12 protein-coding genes, 1 tRNA gene and 1 pseudogene are annotated in these 15351 nt (G+C 65.1%); 7 read left to right on the top strand and 7 right to left on the bottom strand.

The features are described from left to right. Window positions 1-31: 31 nt before the first annotated feature. Window positions 32-1162 carry a M20/M25/M40 family metallo-hydrolase gene (locus OC450_RS24715; RefSeq protein ID WP_211385133.1) on the bottom strand — a complete coding sequence of 377 codons (1131 nt, stop codon included), beginning with the start codon at window positions 1160-1162 and terminating at the stop codon, window positions 32-34. A 270-nt stretch (window positions 1163-1432) separates the two neighbouring features. Here OC450_RS24715 and OC450_RS24710 point away from each other — a divergent pair, with 270 nt between their 5' ends. After that, window positions 1433-3043, top strand: coding sequence for an ABC transporter substrate-binding protein (locus OC450_RS24710; protein WP_211385132.1), 1611 nt, complete (start codon window positions 1433-1435; stop codon window positions 3041-3043). 363 nt (window positions 3044-3406) lie between these two features. Here the strand turns inward: OC450_RS24710 and OC450_RS24705 are convergent, their stop codons facing one another. Then, on the bottom strand, window positions 3407-4657 hold the full coding sequence (locus OC450_RS24705; protein WP_211385131.1) for a multidrug effflux MFS transporter: 1251 nt from the start codon (window positions 4655-4657) through the stop codon (window positions 3407-3409). A gap of 311 nt (window positions 4658-4968) precedes the next feature. Here OC450_RS24705 and OC450_RS24700 point away from each other — a divergent pair, with 311 nt between their 5' ends. Next, window positions 4969-7344 (top strand): glucose/quinate/shikimate family membrane-bound PQQ-dependent dehydrogenase, encoded by a 2376-nt coding sequence (locus OC450_RS24700; protein ID WP_262048841.1) that lies wholly within the window; start codon window positions 4969-4971, stop codon window positions 7342-7344. A gap of 68 nt (window positions 7345-7412) precedes the next feature. Here the strand turns inward: OC450_RS24700 and OC450_RS24695 are convergent. After that, a tRNA-Leu gene (locus OC450_RS24695) sits at window positions 7413-7501 on the bottom strand. A 191-nt stretch (window positions 7502-7692) separates the two neighbouring features. Between OC450_RS24695 and OC450_RS24690 the strand changes: the two genes are divergently transcribed. Beyond that, entirely contained in the window at window positions 7693-8136 is a 444-nt protein-coding gene (locus OC450_RS24690; protein WP_211385129.1) for a twin-arginine translocation pathway signal, read from the top strand. A gap of 28 nt (window positions 8137-8164) precedes the next feature. Here OC450_RS24690 and OC450_RS24685 read toward each other — a convergent pair whose 3' ends face one another. Together OC450_RS24685 and OC450_RS24680 are read right to left on the bottom strand one after the other, a co-directional pair. After that, window positions 8165-9367 (bottom strand): FAD-dependent monooxygenase, encoded by a 1203-nt coding sequence (locus OC450_RS24685; RefSeq protein WP_256808273.1) that lies wholly within the window; start codon window positions 9365-9367, stop codon window positions 8165-8167. A gap of 19 nt (window positions 9368-9386) precedes the next feature. Next, a complete protein-coding gene (locus OC450_RS24680; protein ID WP_007602543.1) occupies window positions 9387-9632 on the bottom strand; it encodes a zinc-finger domain-containing protein in 246 nt (81 codons plus the stop codon). A 308-nt stretch (window positions 9633-9940) separates the two neighbouring features. Between OC450_RS24680 and OC450_RS24675 the strand changes: the two genes are divergently transcribed. Both OC450_RS24675 and OC450_RS24670 read left to right on the top strand, forming a co-directional pair. Continuing rightward, window positions 9941-11077 (top strand): hypothetical protein, encoded by a 1137-nt coding sequence (locus tag OC450_RS24675; RefSeq protein WP_211385127.1) that lies wholly within the window; start codon window positions 9941-9943, stop codon window positions 11075-11077. A 116-nt stretch (window positions 11078-11193) separates the two neighbouring features. Then, window positions 11194-11949 (top strand): alpha/beta fold hydrolase, encoded by a 756-nt coding sequence (locus tag OC450_RS24670; protein WP_211385126.1) that lies wholly within the window; start codon window positions 11194-11196, stop codon window positions 11947-11949. On the opposite strand, the gene OC450_RS24665 is transcribed toward OC450_RS24670, so the two are convergent. After that, window positions 11935-13311, bottom strand: coding sequence for a hypothetical protein (locus OC450_RS24665; protein WP_262048840.1), 1377 nt, complete (start codon window positions 13309-13311; stop codon window positions 11935-11937). The genes OC450_RS24670 and OC450_RS24665 overlap by 15 nt on opposite strands. 276 nt (window positions 13312-13587) lie before the next feature. Between OC450_RS24665 and cysE the strand changes: the two genes are divergently transcribed. Then, a complete protein-coding gene (gene cysE / locus OC450_RS24660; RefSeq protein ID WP_211385124.1) occupies window positions 13588-14412 on the top strand; it encodes a serine O-acetyltransferase in 825 nt (274 codons plus the stop codon). Window positions 14413-14538: 126 nt separating this feature from the next. After that, a complete protein-coding gene (locus OC450_RS24655; RefSeq protein WP_007602550.1) occupies window positions 14539-14757 on the top strand; it encodes a DUF3126 family protein in 219 nt (72 codons plus the stop codon). Between the two features lie 162 nt (window positions 14758-14919). Here OC450_RS24655 and OC450_RS24650 read toward each other — a convergent pair. Further along, window positions 14920-15351, bottom strand: a pseudogene (locus OC450_RS24650) (caspase family protein); the annotation flags it as partial.

Genomic DNA, 15351 nt, shown 5'->3' with positions numbered 1-15351 from the left:
GCATTGTGCAGTGCGAAGTTGATTCAACCTATTACTCCAGGGTCGCCAGCAAACCCGCCATCAGCCGGCCGCGTTCGACCAGGCTCTCGACCTCGATGAACTCTTCCAGCGTGTGGCCATTGCCGCCGCGCACGCCGAGTCCGTCGAGCGTCGGGATGCCCATCGCGCCGGTAAAGTTGCCGTCCGAGCCGCCGCCCGAGCTCGCATGCGGCAGCTCGGCGCCGAGCGATTTAGCGATGCCGCGTGCTTTTTCATACAGCGCCATCGTGCCCGCATCCGGCTCCCACACGGGCCGGGTCACGCCGCGCGTCACCTTGAAGGCGACATCATTGGTCGTGCCTGACAGAGCCAGCATCCTCTCGACGCCGCGATCGAGATCAGCCTGCCGCTTGGCCATCGACAGCGCTTCGCCGGTAGCGGTCGTTGCAACGCAATTGACCCATTGTCCGCCATGCACAACGCCGACCGAGAAAGTGCAGTCCTCCGTCGTCATCGCGTCGATCGCAAGGATCTGCCGCGCCATCTCGCGGATCGCCGAGCGGCCCGCCGACAGCGTTGCGCCGGCGTGGCTCGGCCGTCCCGTCGCCTCGAGGTTGAACCGCGCGATGGCGTAACGTCCAGTCGTGACGCCGTTGTCGGCGCGGCCGGGCTCGGGCACCAGCACGTATTTGTTGCGCGCGGCCTCCGCCTCGATGATGTCGCGCGTCGACGGCGTGCCGACCTCCTCGTCGGGCGTGAACAGCACGGTGATCGGCAGCGGCGTCGTGAACGAAGCACTTGCCAGCTGCCGGATCGCTTCCAGCGAGAGATAATTGCCGCCTTTCATGTCGTAGATGCCGGGGCCGTAGCACCTGTTGCCCTCGCGCCGCCATTTCAGCTTCTCGATGGTGCCGGTGGGATGGACGGTGTCCATGTGTCCGGCAATCAGGATGCCCGGCTCGCCCTGCTTGGGATGCGGAAAGCGGGCGCGAACCACTCCGCCAAAGCCGTCGCGGCCGGCGATGCGCTCGATCGTCGCACCCATGATTGCCATCTGGCGCGCGGCAAGATCGAGCATGCGGTTCACGGCACTCGCGTCCCAGGTCGGGCTTTCGCATTCCACCCAACCGCGCAGGCCCTGGAGCATCGCTTCGGAATCGAAGGGAAGATTGGCTGGATTCATCTCAATGTCTCTCGAGCTTCGGAAGATGGAACGCGCATTGCATTGGTGCCGGGCAGGACAGGCGGGAGAGTGTTGTAGTGCCAAACCGATCCTTGTGGAGCCCGCGCGCGCGCCGCCTGGGCTTGCAGCGAAACCGGATTGACGCGCTCGGCGCTGTCTGCAAGTCTCGAAAAGATAAAGGCATTGCATGAGGTTAGTTCGCCCAACGAACGAGCCGGATGCTCAACCAATAATCTGCCTTTGAACAGTTTCACGTCAGGAGAACTTTCCATGTTCCAGTTAATGCGCCGGAGGCCTCGCGCGTTCGCCTCCAAACTTGCGCTGTCGGTCGTCGCGCTTTCGACCGCCCTGGCCTCGCCGGTGCTCGCGGCCGGCAAGACCATCACCGCGGTGATGCATTCGGATCTGCGCATCATCGATCCGATCTTCACCACCGCCTACATCACGCGTGACCATGGCTACATGGTCTACGACACGCTGATCTCGACCGACTCGAACTTCAAGATTCAGCCGCAGATGGCGGACTGGAAAATCTCCGACGACAAGCTCACCTACACATTCACGCTGCGCGACGGCCTGAAGTGGCATGACGGCGCGCCGGTGACGGCGGAAGACTGCGTCGCTTCGCTCAAGCGCTGGGCCGCCGTCGATGGCATGGGCCAGCAGTTGATGCAGTTCACTGCGAGCATCGAGGCGACCGATCCCAAGACCATCACGCTGAAGCTCAAGGAGCCCTACAGCCTGGTCCTCGATTCGATCGGCAAGCCGTCCTCGCGCGTCGCCTTCATGATGCCGAAGCGGCTCGCCGAGACGCCGCCGGACAAGCCGATTCCCGAGCAGATCGGCTCCGGCCCGTTCAAGTTCGTCCAGGGCGAATTCCAGCCGGGCGTCAAGGCTGTCTACGTCAAGAACACCGACTACGTGCCGCGCAAGGAGCCGGCGAGCTGGACCGCGGGCGGCAAGGTCGTGAAGGTCGACCGCGTCGAATGGCTCACCATGCCTGACCCGCAGACAGCGGTGAACGCGCTGCAATCGGGCGACATCGACTTCCTCGAGAACCCGTCGTTCGATCTCGTTCCGGTGCTCGAGGGCAATGCGGATCTCAAGGTCGAGGTGCTGAACAAGTTCGGCTTCCAGACGCTCGGACGCATGAACTTCCTCTATCCGCCGTTCGACAATCCGAAGATCCGCCGCGCCGCGCTCCTGGCAATGAAACAGAAGGACGTGCTCGATGCGCTGATCGGCAATCCCAAGTACTACAAGATCTGCGGCGCCTTCTTCATCTGCGACACGCCGTTCGCGACCGACGTCGGTTCCGAATCGCTGGTCAAGGGCAACGGCATGGCCGAGGCCAAGAAGCTGCTCGCCGAGTCCGGCTATGACGGTACGCCCGTCGTGATCATGGCGCCGGGCGACGTCACCACGCTCAAGGCCCAGCCCATCGTTGCCGCGCAGGCGCTGCGTGAAGCTGGCTTCAAGGTCGATCTCCAGGCCACCGACTGGCAGACCGTGGTGAGCCGCCGCGCCAGCCAGAAGCCTCCGAAGGAGGGCGGCTGGAACATGTTCTTCACCAACTGGGTCAGCGCCGACGTCTCCAACCCGATCTCCAACCTCTCGATCGGCGGCCAGGGCAAGAAGGGCGGCTGGTTCGGCTGGGCGGAGGACGCCAAGATCGAGAAGCTCAAGGACGACTTTGTCCGCGCGGCCTCGCTCGACGAGCAGAAGAAGATCGCGACCGAGATCCAGAAGGAAGCCTACGACCAGGTGATCTACATCCCGCTCGGCCAGTATCAGGCACCGAGCGCGTGGCGGAAGTCGCTCACCGGCGTGCTCGACGGCCCCGCAACGCCGCTGTTCTGGAACGTCGACAAGACCGAGTAGCGCGAGGGCGCGCCTGGCGCCCTTCGTTCCGATCGTTGCGCGGCGCCGCTGTCATCAGCGGCGCCGCTTTCGTTTCGTTTGTCAGTTCCGCGTCAGCTCAGGAATGTGCGGTCGAAAGCGCCGCGAATGATTTCAGCGCAGGCGCGCGCGCCGGAATAAGGTTCGCGCTCAACAATGACTGTCGCGCACGCCCTCGAGGCCTTCGCTTGCGAAAGGCACTGTGAACGCCTCCCGCTCGGTGTTCGACGGCGATCGCTGCGTCGCTGCCCGATCCGAGGCAGTCGGGTCTTCGCGCTGTTCCAGTTCCATTGGGCTCGCCTCTCGAATTGCTGCACGACAACATCGAGGCCGCGGCGAAGTTCCTCACGCGATGGGACGATGATGCGGCTTGAACAGCCGTCCCTTCTCCACCACCAGCACGATCGCGAGCGCAGCCAGCGTCGACAGGAAGAAGCCGACCGAGAACGGCAGCAATGTGCCGTCGAAGCTTTGCCCGATCGCCATGCCGACGACGATGCCGATCAAGGTCGTGATCGAGCCGTAGAGCGAGGACGCGGTGCCGGCGATGTGGCCCTGCGGCTCCATGGCAAGCGCGGTGAAGTTGGCGACCATCATGCCGAACGAGAACATCATCAGCGCCGAGAGCACCATGAACAGCGGAAGCGGCAGCGCGCCGAGGCTTTCCGTCAGCAGCATCACGCCCGCCACCGCGGTGTAGAGCGTCAATGCGCCATGCGAGATCACGCGCATGCCGAGGGTCCCGACAAACCTGGCGTTGAGGAAGCCGGCAATGGCGGTGCCGGCCGCGATCGCGGCGAAGGCGAGCGGGAAGTAATGGCCGAGGTGATAGATGCCGGTGAAGACCTGCTGGGCCGAGAAGACATAGGCAAACAACGCGCCCATGACGCTGCCGGCCGCGAGTGCGTAGCCGATAGTCTGGCGATTGGACACGGTCTGCCAATAAGCTGCGAACACGTCGCTGGGGGCGAGGGACCTGCGTTCGGACGGGGGGAGAGTTTCAGGCAGGCGCAGCACGCTCCACGCCAGCGCGAGCAGCCCGTAGAGCATCAGCACGACGAAGATGCCGCGCCATTGCGTGACCAGCAGCACCGCCTGCCCGAACGAGGGCGCGATCACGGGTACCGCGATGAAGATCATCATCGCCAGCGACATCACGCTGGCCATGCGGCGGCCGACATAGCAGTCGCGGACGATCGAGGTGGCGATCACGCGCGTCGCCGAGGTGCCGAAGCCCTGCAGTGCGCGCGCCAGCAGCAGCGTCTCGAACGAGGGGGCGGCGACCGCGAGCACGCTCGCGACCGCATAGACCGCCATGCCGCCGAGCAGCACGGGCCGCCGGCCGAAACGGTCCGACAATGGACCCATGATGAACTGGCCCGCGCCGAAGCCGATCAGGAAGGTCGACAGCACCAGCTGAAGATGGTTGGCGTTGGGAATCTTGAATGCCGACCCGATATTGGGCAGCGCCGGCAGCATCATGTCCATCGCAAGCGGGTTCAGCGCCATGATGGACGCGATCACGATGACGAATTCTGGAAAACCCATGGGCCGGTGTCCCGAGGACACCCAATCGTCGGCATTGACGTCGGACAAGAAGCTCACCTCTGAAATTCAGAGGCTTTATGTATCGTCCATGCTGCGATGCACAAGCCATGTTTCGAGATGGCTGGCAGGCGAAGCCGGAACGGACAACAATTGGTGAAGAAGCCGCCGTTGGAGCTCTGACATTTACGGGGGGACGCTCAGCCGGCGCGACGGGCTTGCCCGAACGGTTCGAATGTCATTTGTCCACCCGGCATCTAATGGTTGTTAGTCACCGTTGATTGGACGAGAGTCCTCGGGAGCGGACGTCCGTTGCCGGTGCGCGGGACAGGTCCGGTCCCTCGTTCGTGCCGGGAGCGATCATGCAGCGATCCAGTGCGGTCTTCGTCACGGGTATCATCTATGCCTTGATCGGCCTGGTCCTCGCGGCCGGCGGCATCTGGCTCGCCGCGTTGGGCGGTTCGATCTTCTACATCATTCTCGGTGCCGGCATTCTGCTCACGGCTGCGCTGCTCATGGCGCGGCGCCGATCTGCGCTGGGCCTGTTTGCCATCGTCCTGGCCGGCACGCTGGTATGGGCCGTCTCCGAGGTGCGATTCGATTGGTGGCCGCTCGCGGCGCGTGGCGACGTCGTCTTCCCGATGGCGCTTTGGCTTCTCACGCCGGTGATCGTCCGTGGGCTGGGGCAAGGCCAGCGGGTCTCCTACGGAAGTGCGACGGCGCCGCTCTGGGCCGCCCTTGTGCTGGCCTCGGTCGTGCTCGTGATCGGGCTGTTCTCGAGCTATCACGACATCAACGGCACGATCGCGGAGGCCGGTTCTGCGGTTCAGCAAGGTGAAGCCGACCCGCAGCCGGATGGCGATTGGCGGGCGTATGGACGCACCCAATTCGGACAGCGCTACTCGCCGCTGAAGCAGATCACGCCCGACAATGTCGGCAAGCTCAAGGTCGCCTGGACCTTCCGCACCGGCGACGTGGCAACACCCAACGATTCCGGCGAGACGACCTTCGAGGTCACTCCGATCAAGGTTCGCGATACGCTCTATCTCTGCTCGCAGCACCAGGTCCTGTTTGCGCTCGATGCCAGGACCGGCACCGAGCGCTGGAGGTACGATCCCAAGCTCATGTTCAACAAGACGTTCCAGCATATGACGTGTCGCGGGGTCTCCTATCACGAAGCGGCCGCCGGCGCCGTCGACAGCAGCGGTCGTGCTGCGCCCGCCGAATGTCCCCGGCGGATATTCCTGCCGGTCAATGACGGGCGCATGATCGCGCTCGATGCCGACTCCGGCAAGCTCTGCGACAGTTTCGGCGATCACGGCAGCCTCAACCTGCAGGAAGGGATGGGGATCACGGGGTCGGGCTTTTTCGAGCCGACCTCGCCGCCGGTTGTCAGCGACAAGATCCTGCTCGTTGCCGCCGCGGTCATCGACAATTATGGGGTCGAAGTGCCGTCGGGCGTCGTCCGCGGCTTCGATGTTTACACGGGCAGGCTGGTCTGGGCATGGGACTCAGGCGCGGCGGAGGAGAACGCGCTTCCGTCGCCGACACGCCACTATACCAATGGATCGCCGAATTCGTGGATCTCCGCCGCGTTCGACCCGAAGCTCAACCTCGTCTTTATCCCCACCGGCAACAACGGTCCCGATATCTGGGGCGGCAATCGCAACGAGCTCGTCGAGCGCTATTCCAGCTCCATCGTTGCGCTGGACATCAACACCGGCAAGCGCGTCTGGTCGTATCAGACCGTGCATCACGACCTCTGGGACATGGACGTTCCGTCGCAACCGAGCCTGGTCGATGTGTTGACGGCCAGGGGCATCGTGCCCGCGATCATCCAGCCTACCAAGGTGGGCAACCTGTTCGTGCTCGACCGCAGGAACGGCGAACTGATCGTGCCCGCGCCGGAACGCCCGGTCCCGCAAGGAGCCGCGCCCGGCGATCGTACTGCGCCGACGCAGCCGTTTTCCGACCTGACATTCCGCCCGGAGGCGAAACTGACCGGCGCCGATATGTGGGGCGGCACGATCTTCGATCAGCTGTTGTGCCGGATCGCGCTCCATCGACTGCGCTACGAGGGCACGTTCACGCCGCCGTCGTTGCAGGGCACGCTGGTGTTCCCAGGCAATCTCGGCATGTTCGAATGGGGCGGCATCGCGGTCGATCCCGTGAGACAGATCGCCATCGCCAACCCGATGTCGTTGCCCTTCGTCTCGAGACTCATTCCGCGCGGCCCTCTCAACCCTCCGGCGCCGACAGCCGAGAAGCCGGTCGGCAGCGAGGTTGGGACGCAGCCGATGTATGGCACCCCGTTCGGGGTCGATATATCGAGCTTTCTCTCGCCGTTGTCCGTGCCGTGCTACCGGCCGCCGTGGGGCTCGATGGCCGCAATCGATCTCAGGACGATGAAGGTCGTCTGGCAGCATCCCAACGGCACCATCAGGGACACCACGCCGCTGCCTCTTCCCTTCAAGATGGGTGTGCCGATGCTGGGTGGACCTATCACGACCGCAGGCGGGGTCGCATTCTACACCGGCACCTACGAGTACACGATCCGGGCTTACGACGTGCGCAACGGCAACGTACTCTGGGAGGACCGTTTGCCGGCCGGCGCCCAGTCGACGCCGATGAGCTACGAGGCCGACGGCAAGCAATATGTCGTCACCGCTGCCGGCGGCCATGGCTCGTTCGGTACCAAGCGCGGTGATTACGTCATCGCCTACGCATTGAGGGATTGAATGCGGGAGGTCGTCATGGGGGAATGTTCCGGATCGTGCTGCTGCACGGTTCGCGGCGTCAGCTCTCGTGGTGCGGGCAGCCGGGGTCGAACCGGCACAGCGCTTGCGCACCGAGGGATTTTAAGTCCCTTGCGTCTACCAATTCCGCCATGCCCGCTTGATCCAACGAGATCAAACACTTAAGCCCTTGTCCGGTGATCTGGAATTGGCGCTTTGCAGGCCGGAGGGGCGGTTCTTCCTTAAGCGAGCCGGCGGCACAAGGCAAAGCCTCAATCCGGACACCTGTTGTTGCTTTAGGCATTCTCAATCCACGGGGGCTATTCATCCGGCATGCCTGCTTTGATTCAAATGGCTGCTTTGATCCGATATCGCCTGCGCATGTGCTGCGGGGCCGTCGCGCTGCTTGGCGCCGGCTTCGCGTTGTCCGGCTGCGCCGGCATGAGCGAGACGATCGCTCCGGCCTTTGCCGATCCCGCCAAGTACGAATTGTACGACTGCAAGCAGCTCGAGGCCGAGCGCAAGTCGCTCGCCAGCCGCACCGCGGACTTGCAGAAGCTGATGGACAAGGCGCAGACCGGCGCCGGCGGCGCTGTCGTGTCCGAGCTCGCCTATCGCAACGAGTACATCGCCGTGCGCGGGCAGGCGCAGTTGGCCGAAGATGCCTGGCGTCGCAACAGGTGCCGGGAGTCGCCGCCCGAGGCGACGCCGGCCGCTGCGCCGGCGCCAGAAGCCAAGCCTGTAGCCAAGCCTTTAGCCAAGCCTGCCCCGAAATCCAACAGAGCAGGGCACTGAGACATCCTGCCGTCGGCGGCGCCTCGCATCAGGGCCGCCAGCCGTAGATCCAGTCCTGCCGCGCCAGCATGCGCTCCGGGCCGAGCGCACGGACTGCGGCATCGCGCGCGAACGCGAGCGGCCCGCTGAGATGATAGATGCGGCCCTGCTGTCGTGCGGTCCGCTGCATCCGCCGCACGCGCGCCTGGCGCGCGCGGCCGTATCGGCTCAGCGCAGCCGAGATGCCCGCGGCACTCCCGGCGGCCTCGAGGCTCAAATGCTGCGCGAGCACCGCGGCGTCCTCGATCGCCATGCCGGCGCCCTGGGCCGCAAACGGCAGCATCGCATGCACGGCATCGCCGAGCAGCGCGACCGGACCCTTGCTCCAGGGGCAGTCGTCGGGCACGCCGAACAGCGCCCATTTCCGCCAGCTGTCGACGGTGGCGAGCATCATGCGCGCGGCCGGCGGCCAGCGCGGCGCGGCGAAGGCGTCCATCACCTCGAGGGGATCGCCGGGCGTGCTCCAGCCCGGCCGGCTCCAGGTGCCCGGCAGCACCGCGACCACGTTGATCTGTCGTCCGCCGGCGATCGGATAGGCGACGAGATGGGCGTTCGGGCCCATCCAGAGCTGCACCCGGCGCGCGGTGTAATCCTTCGGCAGTTGCGTGGCATCGAGCGTGCCGCGCCAGGCGATCAGCCCGGAGAAGCGCGGCTGCACCTCGGGAAACAGCTGCTGGCGGACCGTCGACCAGATGCCGTCGGCGCCGATCAGCGCACTGGCGAGATCGCTGCGGCGGATCGTGCCGCTGCGATGGACGACCGTCAGCCCCTTGGCGTGAGGCGCCACGTCCTCGTAGGTCGCGCCCAGCTTCAGGTCGATATCGGGATGGTCCGAGATTGCGCCCGCGAGCGCGGCTTGCAGGTCGGCGCGGTGCACCACCCAATAGGGGGCGCCTGCGCGCGCGGCGGCGGCTTCGCCCAGCGGCATGCGCAAAAGTTCGCCGCCGGCCCGCGCGCTCATGATCGAGACCGCCTCGGGGATCACGGCACGCGGCTTGAGGCGCTCGCTGAGGCCAAGCTCGACCAGCACGCGGCTGGCATTGGGGGAGAGTTGCAGGCCGGCGCCGACTTCCTCGAGCCGCTCTGCCTTTTCCAGCACGACGATGCGGAAACCGCGGGCCGCGAGCGCGAGCGCTGCCGTCAGCCCGCCGATTCCTGCACCGGCGATGACAATCGTTCGGGAGAGCGCCACGCCCGACCGACGGAAGCGGTCAGGCCACCTTGTCCTTAAGGACGCATTCCGGCGGACGGGCTTCGCCCGCCTTCAGATCGGCCGCGAAACGGTACAGCGTCGAGCAATAGGGGCAGATGATCTCGTTGTCGTTGCCGAGGTCGAGGAAGACGTGCGGATGGTCGAACGGAGGGTTGGCGCCCACGCACATGAACTCTTGCGAGCCGATCTCGATGACGGGGACACCGGCATCGTTGTGGAAGTGCGGGACGACATGGTCGGACATCGTAGTTCATCCTGGAGTGGCAATGGCGGCAGACACAATCAACGACTGGCGCGGCATCTTTGAGGCGCCGCGGACCATACTGGCGGGTGCAGCTGATTGCTAGTCCGGCGGAACCGAAAGGTCCGCAATCGCCCCATGCTCATTTGCTCATGCAAATTCGACACAATCCTGCGGCCTGAGAGAAGCCCTTCTTTCGTCGGGGACGTTGTGTCGCAATTTTGGCATACTATGTCTGTGGACGAGCGCAATTGCGACGAAAGACGAAACGTCAGGCGTCAACGAACTCAGGACCGTCCGGGTTTTTCCGCATGAAATGGCTGCGAATCAGCACAGCGTTGACCGGTATCGCGGCATGCAGCTTCATGCTCGCGCAGGTAGCGCCGCATGCCCGCGAGGCCGGGGCGATCTTCACCGCCCAGGACGATCCCGCCGCGCTCTCCGAACTCAAGCTCGACGCGCTGCTGCGGAATGACGATCGCCTGGTTCAGGACAACATCGAGGCCGCGCTCGCATCGGGCGATGCCGATCTCGCCGACAGTTTCGTTGCGCTGGCGCGCGACCGCGACATCGCGCTGTCCAACGACCTCCTGAGCCGCGTCAGCGACGCGGTCAAAGCCGAAAACTCCACCTCGCATTTCGCAAAGCGGTTCGCCACGGGGCTCGTCACCGGCAACGCCGACGATGTTGCGAGCCTGTCGGGAACCGTGGCCGGCGATCTCTTCGTGTTCGGTGACGTCAGGGACGTCGTTCGCGAGGGCAAGCACCTTGCCATGGGCGAGGACACCGATCGTCTGGTGCTCGGCCTTGCGGCCGCCGGTCTTGCGGTCACGGCCGTGACCTTTGTCTCCGTCGGCGGCGCCGCGCCGGCGCGCGCCGGGCTGACGTTAGTGAAGGACGCGCGCAAGGTGGGGCGGCTCGGCGAGGGGCTCGCGGCTTGGGCCGGCCGGTCGGCGCGCGAGGTCGTCGATGCGCCGATGCTTCAGAACGCCGTCGCCAGGGGGTCGGTGTTCCGCCCGGGCGAGACCGTGAGCGCGATCAAGGCCGCGTTCCGCGCCGAGAAGGCGGGCGCGCTGGTCCGGCTCGGCAAGGATGTCACGCGGGTCGCCGAAAAGACCGGCACGCGCGGCGCCATGGACACGCTGCGCATCGCCGAAGGCCCCAAGGACGTTGCGCGCGCGGCACGGCTCGCGGAAGCGCAGGGCGGCAAGACCCGCGCGATCATGAAGCTGTTCGGCCGCGGTGCGCTGCTGCTGATCGGCGGCGCATTCGATCTCGCATTGTGGCTGTTCGGCGCGGCATTGACGCTGTTCGGCCTGCTGTCCTCGATCAAGGCGACCACCGAGCGGCTGACCCAGGCCTGGTGCGATCGCAGACGCGCGCGGCGGATGCGCCGGGCGCAGACCGCCGCGGAAGCCGCTCTGGCGAACACGGCCGTCACCGCCTGAAGCGCGAAGCGCTTCAGGCGGTCGTTTTGAGCATGATCTTGCCGGAAAACCGCTGCACACTTTTCCGGATCATGCTCTAAAATCAACCTTTCCCCTCAAGACCTGCGGACCTGATGATGCCGAGCTTCCACAACGGCGCCGTTGAAATTGCCTATCTCGACGAAGGCGAGGGCGATCCGATCATCCTCGTGCACGGCTTTGCCTCCAGCAAGAACGTGAACTGGGTCTATCCGACCTGGGTCTCGGAACTGCGCAAGAACGGCCGCCGCGTCATTGCGCTCGACAATCGCGGCCATGGCGAAAGCGAAAAGCTCTACGAGCCGGCGCAGTACTCGATCCCGACCATGGCCGGCGACGTGCTCGCGCTGATGGACCATCTCGCCATCCCGCAGGCCGATCTCATGGGCTATTCGATGGGCGGGCGGATGACGGCCTGGCTGGGGCTCAACGAGCCGCAGCGCCTGCGCTCGGCGATCCTCGGCGGCATCGGCATCGGCGGCCTGATCGAGGGCACCGGACCCGGCGAGAACGTGGCGACGGCGCTGGAAGCGCCCTCGCTCGACGACGTCACCGATCCCGTCGGGCGCACGTTTCGAGCGTTTGCCGATCAGACCCGTTCCGACCGCAAGGCGCTCGCCGCCTGCCTGCGCGGCACGCGCGAGCTGATGACGAAAGAGCAAGCCGCGCGCATCGAGGTGCCCGTGCTGATCGCGGTCGGTTCTACCGACGACGTCGCGGGCTCCGCCAGCGCGCTCGGCGCGCTCATTCCGGGTTCGGAAGTGCTGGACATTCCCGGCCGCGACCACATGCGCGCGGTCGGCGACAAGGTCTACAAGACCGGCGTGCTGGATTTCCTGTCACGCCGCAACTGAGGGCTCGTCTGCCGGTTCGTCGTCGCCAAAACGGCGCGCCAGCGCCGTCAGCACCACGAAGGTCGCGACCCACACCATGCGTGCGCCGTAGCGGTCATGCGGACCGGAGATGACGGCGCAGATGAAGGCGTTGCCGAGCAGTGCCAGCGTGACCGTTGCCGCCAGCAGCGTCAGATCGTCGAGCCGGCGGCGCGCCAGCGCATGCGCGAGCAACCCGACCAGCGCCAGCATCGAGGCCAGCGCAACGGGAACGTGCAGCCAATTGACGTAGTCGAAATTGACGCCCCAGTTCTGCTGCCGCGCCGCGCGCATCGGCGCGACCTGCGCCGGGATGTAGCGCTCGATGATGCCGTAAGTGTGCGGGATCCAGACACTGGCGCCTTCGCCGGTCGCCACATGCAGCAATTGCTGGCCCATCGCCCGCAGCGCCGCGCCGGCCTGCCAGGCCGGATAGTCGGCGAGCGCGTGCACGACGATGTAGCCCATCTCGTCGTCCATGCCTTCGAAGCGGCCGAGCGTGTTGAACATGCTCTTGCCCCACAGGAACTCGTCCGCGGTCGCCGGCAGTTCATTGCGATAGGGGCAGAGCTTGTAGGTTTCGCGCGGGCAGTGGTCGTTCAGATAACGGGCGACGATGCCGTCCTGCATCATGCGGCCGAATGCGACGCCGTAGCCGCCGGGCGTCCAGGCCCATTTGCCGGACAGCGCATGATTTGCCGACACCAGCATCAGGGCGCCCGCGAGGATGGTGAGGCTCGCCTGCGTCAGCCCGGCAACCGGCAGGCGTGCGCCCAGCAACGGCCGTACCATCCAGCCGGCGATGCAGAGCCCGAGCAGCACGCCAAAAGTGGCGCTGTGGGTTGCGGCGGCAAAGGCGGTGAAGACGAACAGCGAGATTTTTTCGATCAGCGAAGTGCGCTGCCCGCCGACGACCAGCAGGAACAGCGACAGCACCGACAGCCCTGCAAAAATATCGGTGAGCAGCATGCTCGCGAGCCAGGGCAGCGCGGTCGACAGGATCAGGGCCAGGCTGATCGCGACGAAGCGGAACGTCTGCATCAGGCCGAGCACGCGCAAGGCGAGCTGCAACAGCCACAGCGTCGCCAGCGACTGGACCGCGAGGTTGATCCAGAAACCGAAATGCTCGCCATAGTGCAGATAGAGCCCGAACACGGTGGAGCGGCTCGGAACGAGATAACCCTCGTACCAGCGCGCCAGATAGCCGCCGGTATCCCATTGCAGCAGCGGATAGCCGTTCCAGAACGCCGGCGCGATCATCAGGAGGGGCAGGGCCAGCGCGGCCAGCCGCAGCCAGAACGAGGCCGCGGCGCGTGCGCGCAATTGATCGGTTGTGATGCTCAAAGCCGTTCCGTCCTCGCTCGGACCATGCCTGCAATAAGGGTTGGGAGAGAATTCACCAATAGTTTGACGCCGCCCGGCTTGAATTTGGCAAAAACCTGACCACCTTGAGCCGACCTTGCCGCCCGGGGGCGCCAGAAGAAAGTGTTGTGTTTCAACGTGTTGGAACGCTTTCGCGGGGCAAGGCGCTGTTCACTCTCAGGCAAGCCCGTCAGGACTTTGTCGCCTAGATTGTGCTATAGAGCCGGCAAAACGAGCCAATTCGAAAGAGCAGACCCCATGGCAGTGCATCAGGTCAATCCGGGAGGAAAGCTTGCCACGCTCGATCCCATCTGGGATCGGATTCGCGGCGAAGCCGAGGACATCGTCCACCGCGAGCCGGAGCTTGCGACCTTCATCTATTCGACGGTGCTGCATCACAGCCGGCTGGAAGATTCGGTGATCCATCGCGTCGCCGACCGGCTGGATCATTCCGCACTGTCCGGAGATCTCGTGCGCCAGACCTATGACGAGGCGCTGCGCGACGACCCCGACCTCGGCAACGCCTTTCGCGCCGATCTCGTCGCCGTCTACGACCGCGATCCCGCGACCTCGCGCTTCATCGATCCCTTGCTCTACTTCAAGGGCTTTCACGCCCTCCAGACCCATCGCCTGGCGCATTGGCTCTATCTGAAGGGCCGCAAGGATTTCGCGTACTATCTCCAGAGCCGCGCGTCGGCGGTGTTCCAGACCGACATCAATCCCGCCGCGCGCATCGGCCGCGGCATCTTCCTCGACCACGCCACCGGCTTCGTCTGCGGCGAGACGGCGCTCATCGAGGACGACGTCTCGATCCTGCACGGCGTCACGCTCGGCGGCACCGGCAAGGAGAACGAGGACCGCCATCCGAAAATCCGTCACGGCGTCCTGATCGGCGCCGGCGCAAAGATCCTCGGCAACATCGAGATCGGCCATTGCGCGCGCATCGCGGCCGGCTCGGTCGTGGTCAAGCCCGTGCCGCACAACGTCACGGTCGCGGGCGTGCCCGCCAAGATCGTCGGCGAAGCCGGCTGCGCCGAGCCGTCGCGCACCATGGACCAGATGATCAACGCCATGGGACTTTGAGCGCGTGAGTTGAGGGCCGGATTCTCCGGCCCTTTTCGTCCCCAAATTCTTTGGCAATTCATGCTGGCGGTTCGTCGCGTCTCGTCCTAAAACCCCGCCAACCCGGATTTCGATTGGAGACTTGCCGTGGACGTCAAGGAAGTAAGGAAGCTCGACGCCTATCTGAAGCGCGTGTTCGGCAATCCCAAGATCCGCGTCGTGCCGCGGCCGAAGAAGGATGATTCCGCCGAAGTCTATATCGGCGAGGAGTTCATCGGCGTGCTGTTTGTCGACGACGAGGACGATGATCGCTCGTTCCAGTTCCAGATGGCGATCCTCGAGGACGACCTCGTCGACCAGGAATAGGCGACGCGTGCCGGTGCGGCGCCAGGGCGTCGTTCCGGCTCGTCAACCGCATGTTGCGCAAGGCCGTCGGGACTACGCCGAGCCTTTACCGGCCACGGCAGTCCGACTGATCCGGTCGGCTACTACTGCCATTGCCGTAAGCCTGTCCATGCGGTGCCGAAGCTAATTGCAAACTTCCACGATCCCTGCCGATGTCATCGCTGCCGCGCCTTGCGGGGTACCAGGTCGAGCACTTACGAGGCGACAGCCTTTTTGCACCGGCCTGCAGCCAGCCTGTCCACAAAACATCTGTCCAGCAGCTTGCGGCTTCGAGGGCGCGGCCTCAACCTTCTTCCTCTCGTCGTCTCGCTTCCTGGCGTCCTCGCGGGTCGCGACAGGCTTCTTGTCCTGCACCTTCTCGCACTCGTTATCGTCGTTGACGCGATAGCCGGCGCGGCAGGCGATCTTCGCGCAAGCGTCGCCGTCGGCCCTGAAGCCGTGATCGCACACCAGCGGGCAGACCCGGCCCGGCCTGGCCTTGATGGCGTCGAGCGCGTCGAAGCTCGCCTGCTTGGCGTCGAGCTTCGTCCCGGCATATTTGTTGAACAGCGTCAG

Origin of the sequence: Bradyrhizobium sp. Bra78, from assembly GCF_024519855.1 — a bacterium.
Lineage (GTDB): Bacteria > Pseudomonadota > Alphaproteobacteria > Rhizobiales > Xanthobacteraceae > Bradyrhizobium > Bradyrhizobium japonicum_G.
Note: the sequence above shows the minus strand (reverse complement) of the source record. Positions and strands in the feature narration are given on the sequence as shown.

What these genes read in the sequence shown, in the direction of transcription:
- OC450_RS24670 (WP_211385126.1), top strand. Translation starts at nt 11,194, where the DNA reads ATGCCGAGCTTCCACAACGGCGCCGTTGAAATTGCCTATCTCGACGAA.
- OC450_RS24715 (WP_211385133.1), bottom strand. Translation starts at nt 1,162, where the DNA reads ATGAATCCAGCCAATCTTCCCTTCGATTCCGAAGCGATGCTCCAGGGC.
- cysE (WP_211385124.1), top strand. Translation starts at nt 13,588, where the DNA reads ATGGCAGTGCATCAGGTCAATCCGGGAGGAAAGCTTGCCACGCTCGAT.
- OC450_RS24690 (WP_211385129.1), top strand. Translation starts at nt 7,693, where the DNA reads ATGGCTGCTTTGATCCGATATCGCCTGCGCATGTGCTGCGGGGCCGTC.
- OC450_RS24710 (WP_211385132.1), top strand. Translation starts at nt 1,433, where the DNA reads ATGTTCCAGTTAATGCGCCGGAGGCCTCGCGCGTTCGCCTCCAAACTT.
- OC450_RS24680 (WP_007602543.1), bottom strand. Translation starts at nt 9,632, where the DNA reads ATGTCCGACCATGTCGTCCCGCACTTCCACAACGATGCCGGTGTCCCC.
- OC450_RS24675 (WP_211385127.1), top strand. Translation starts at nt 9,941, where the DNA reads ATGAAATGGCTGCGAATCAGCACAGCGTTGACCGGTATCGCGGCATGC.
- OC450_RS24700 (WP_262048841.1), top strand. Translation starts at nt 4,969, where the DNA reads ATGCAGCGATCCAGTGCGGTCTTCGTCACGGGTATCATCTATGCCTTG.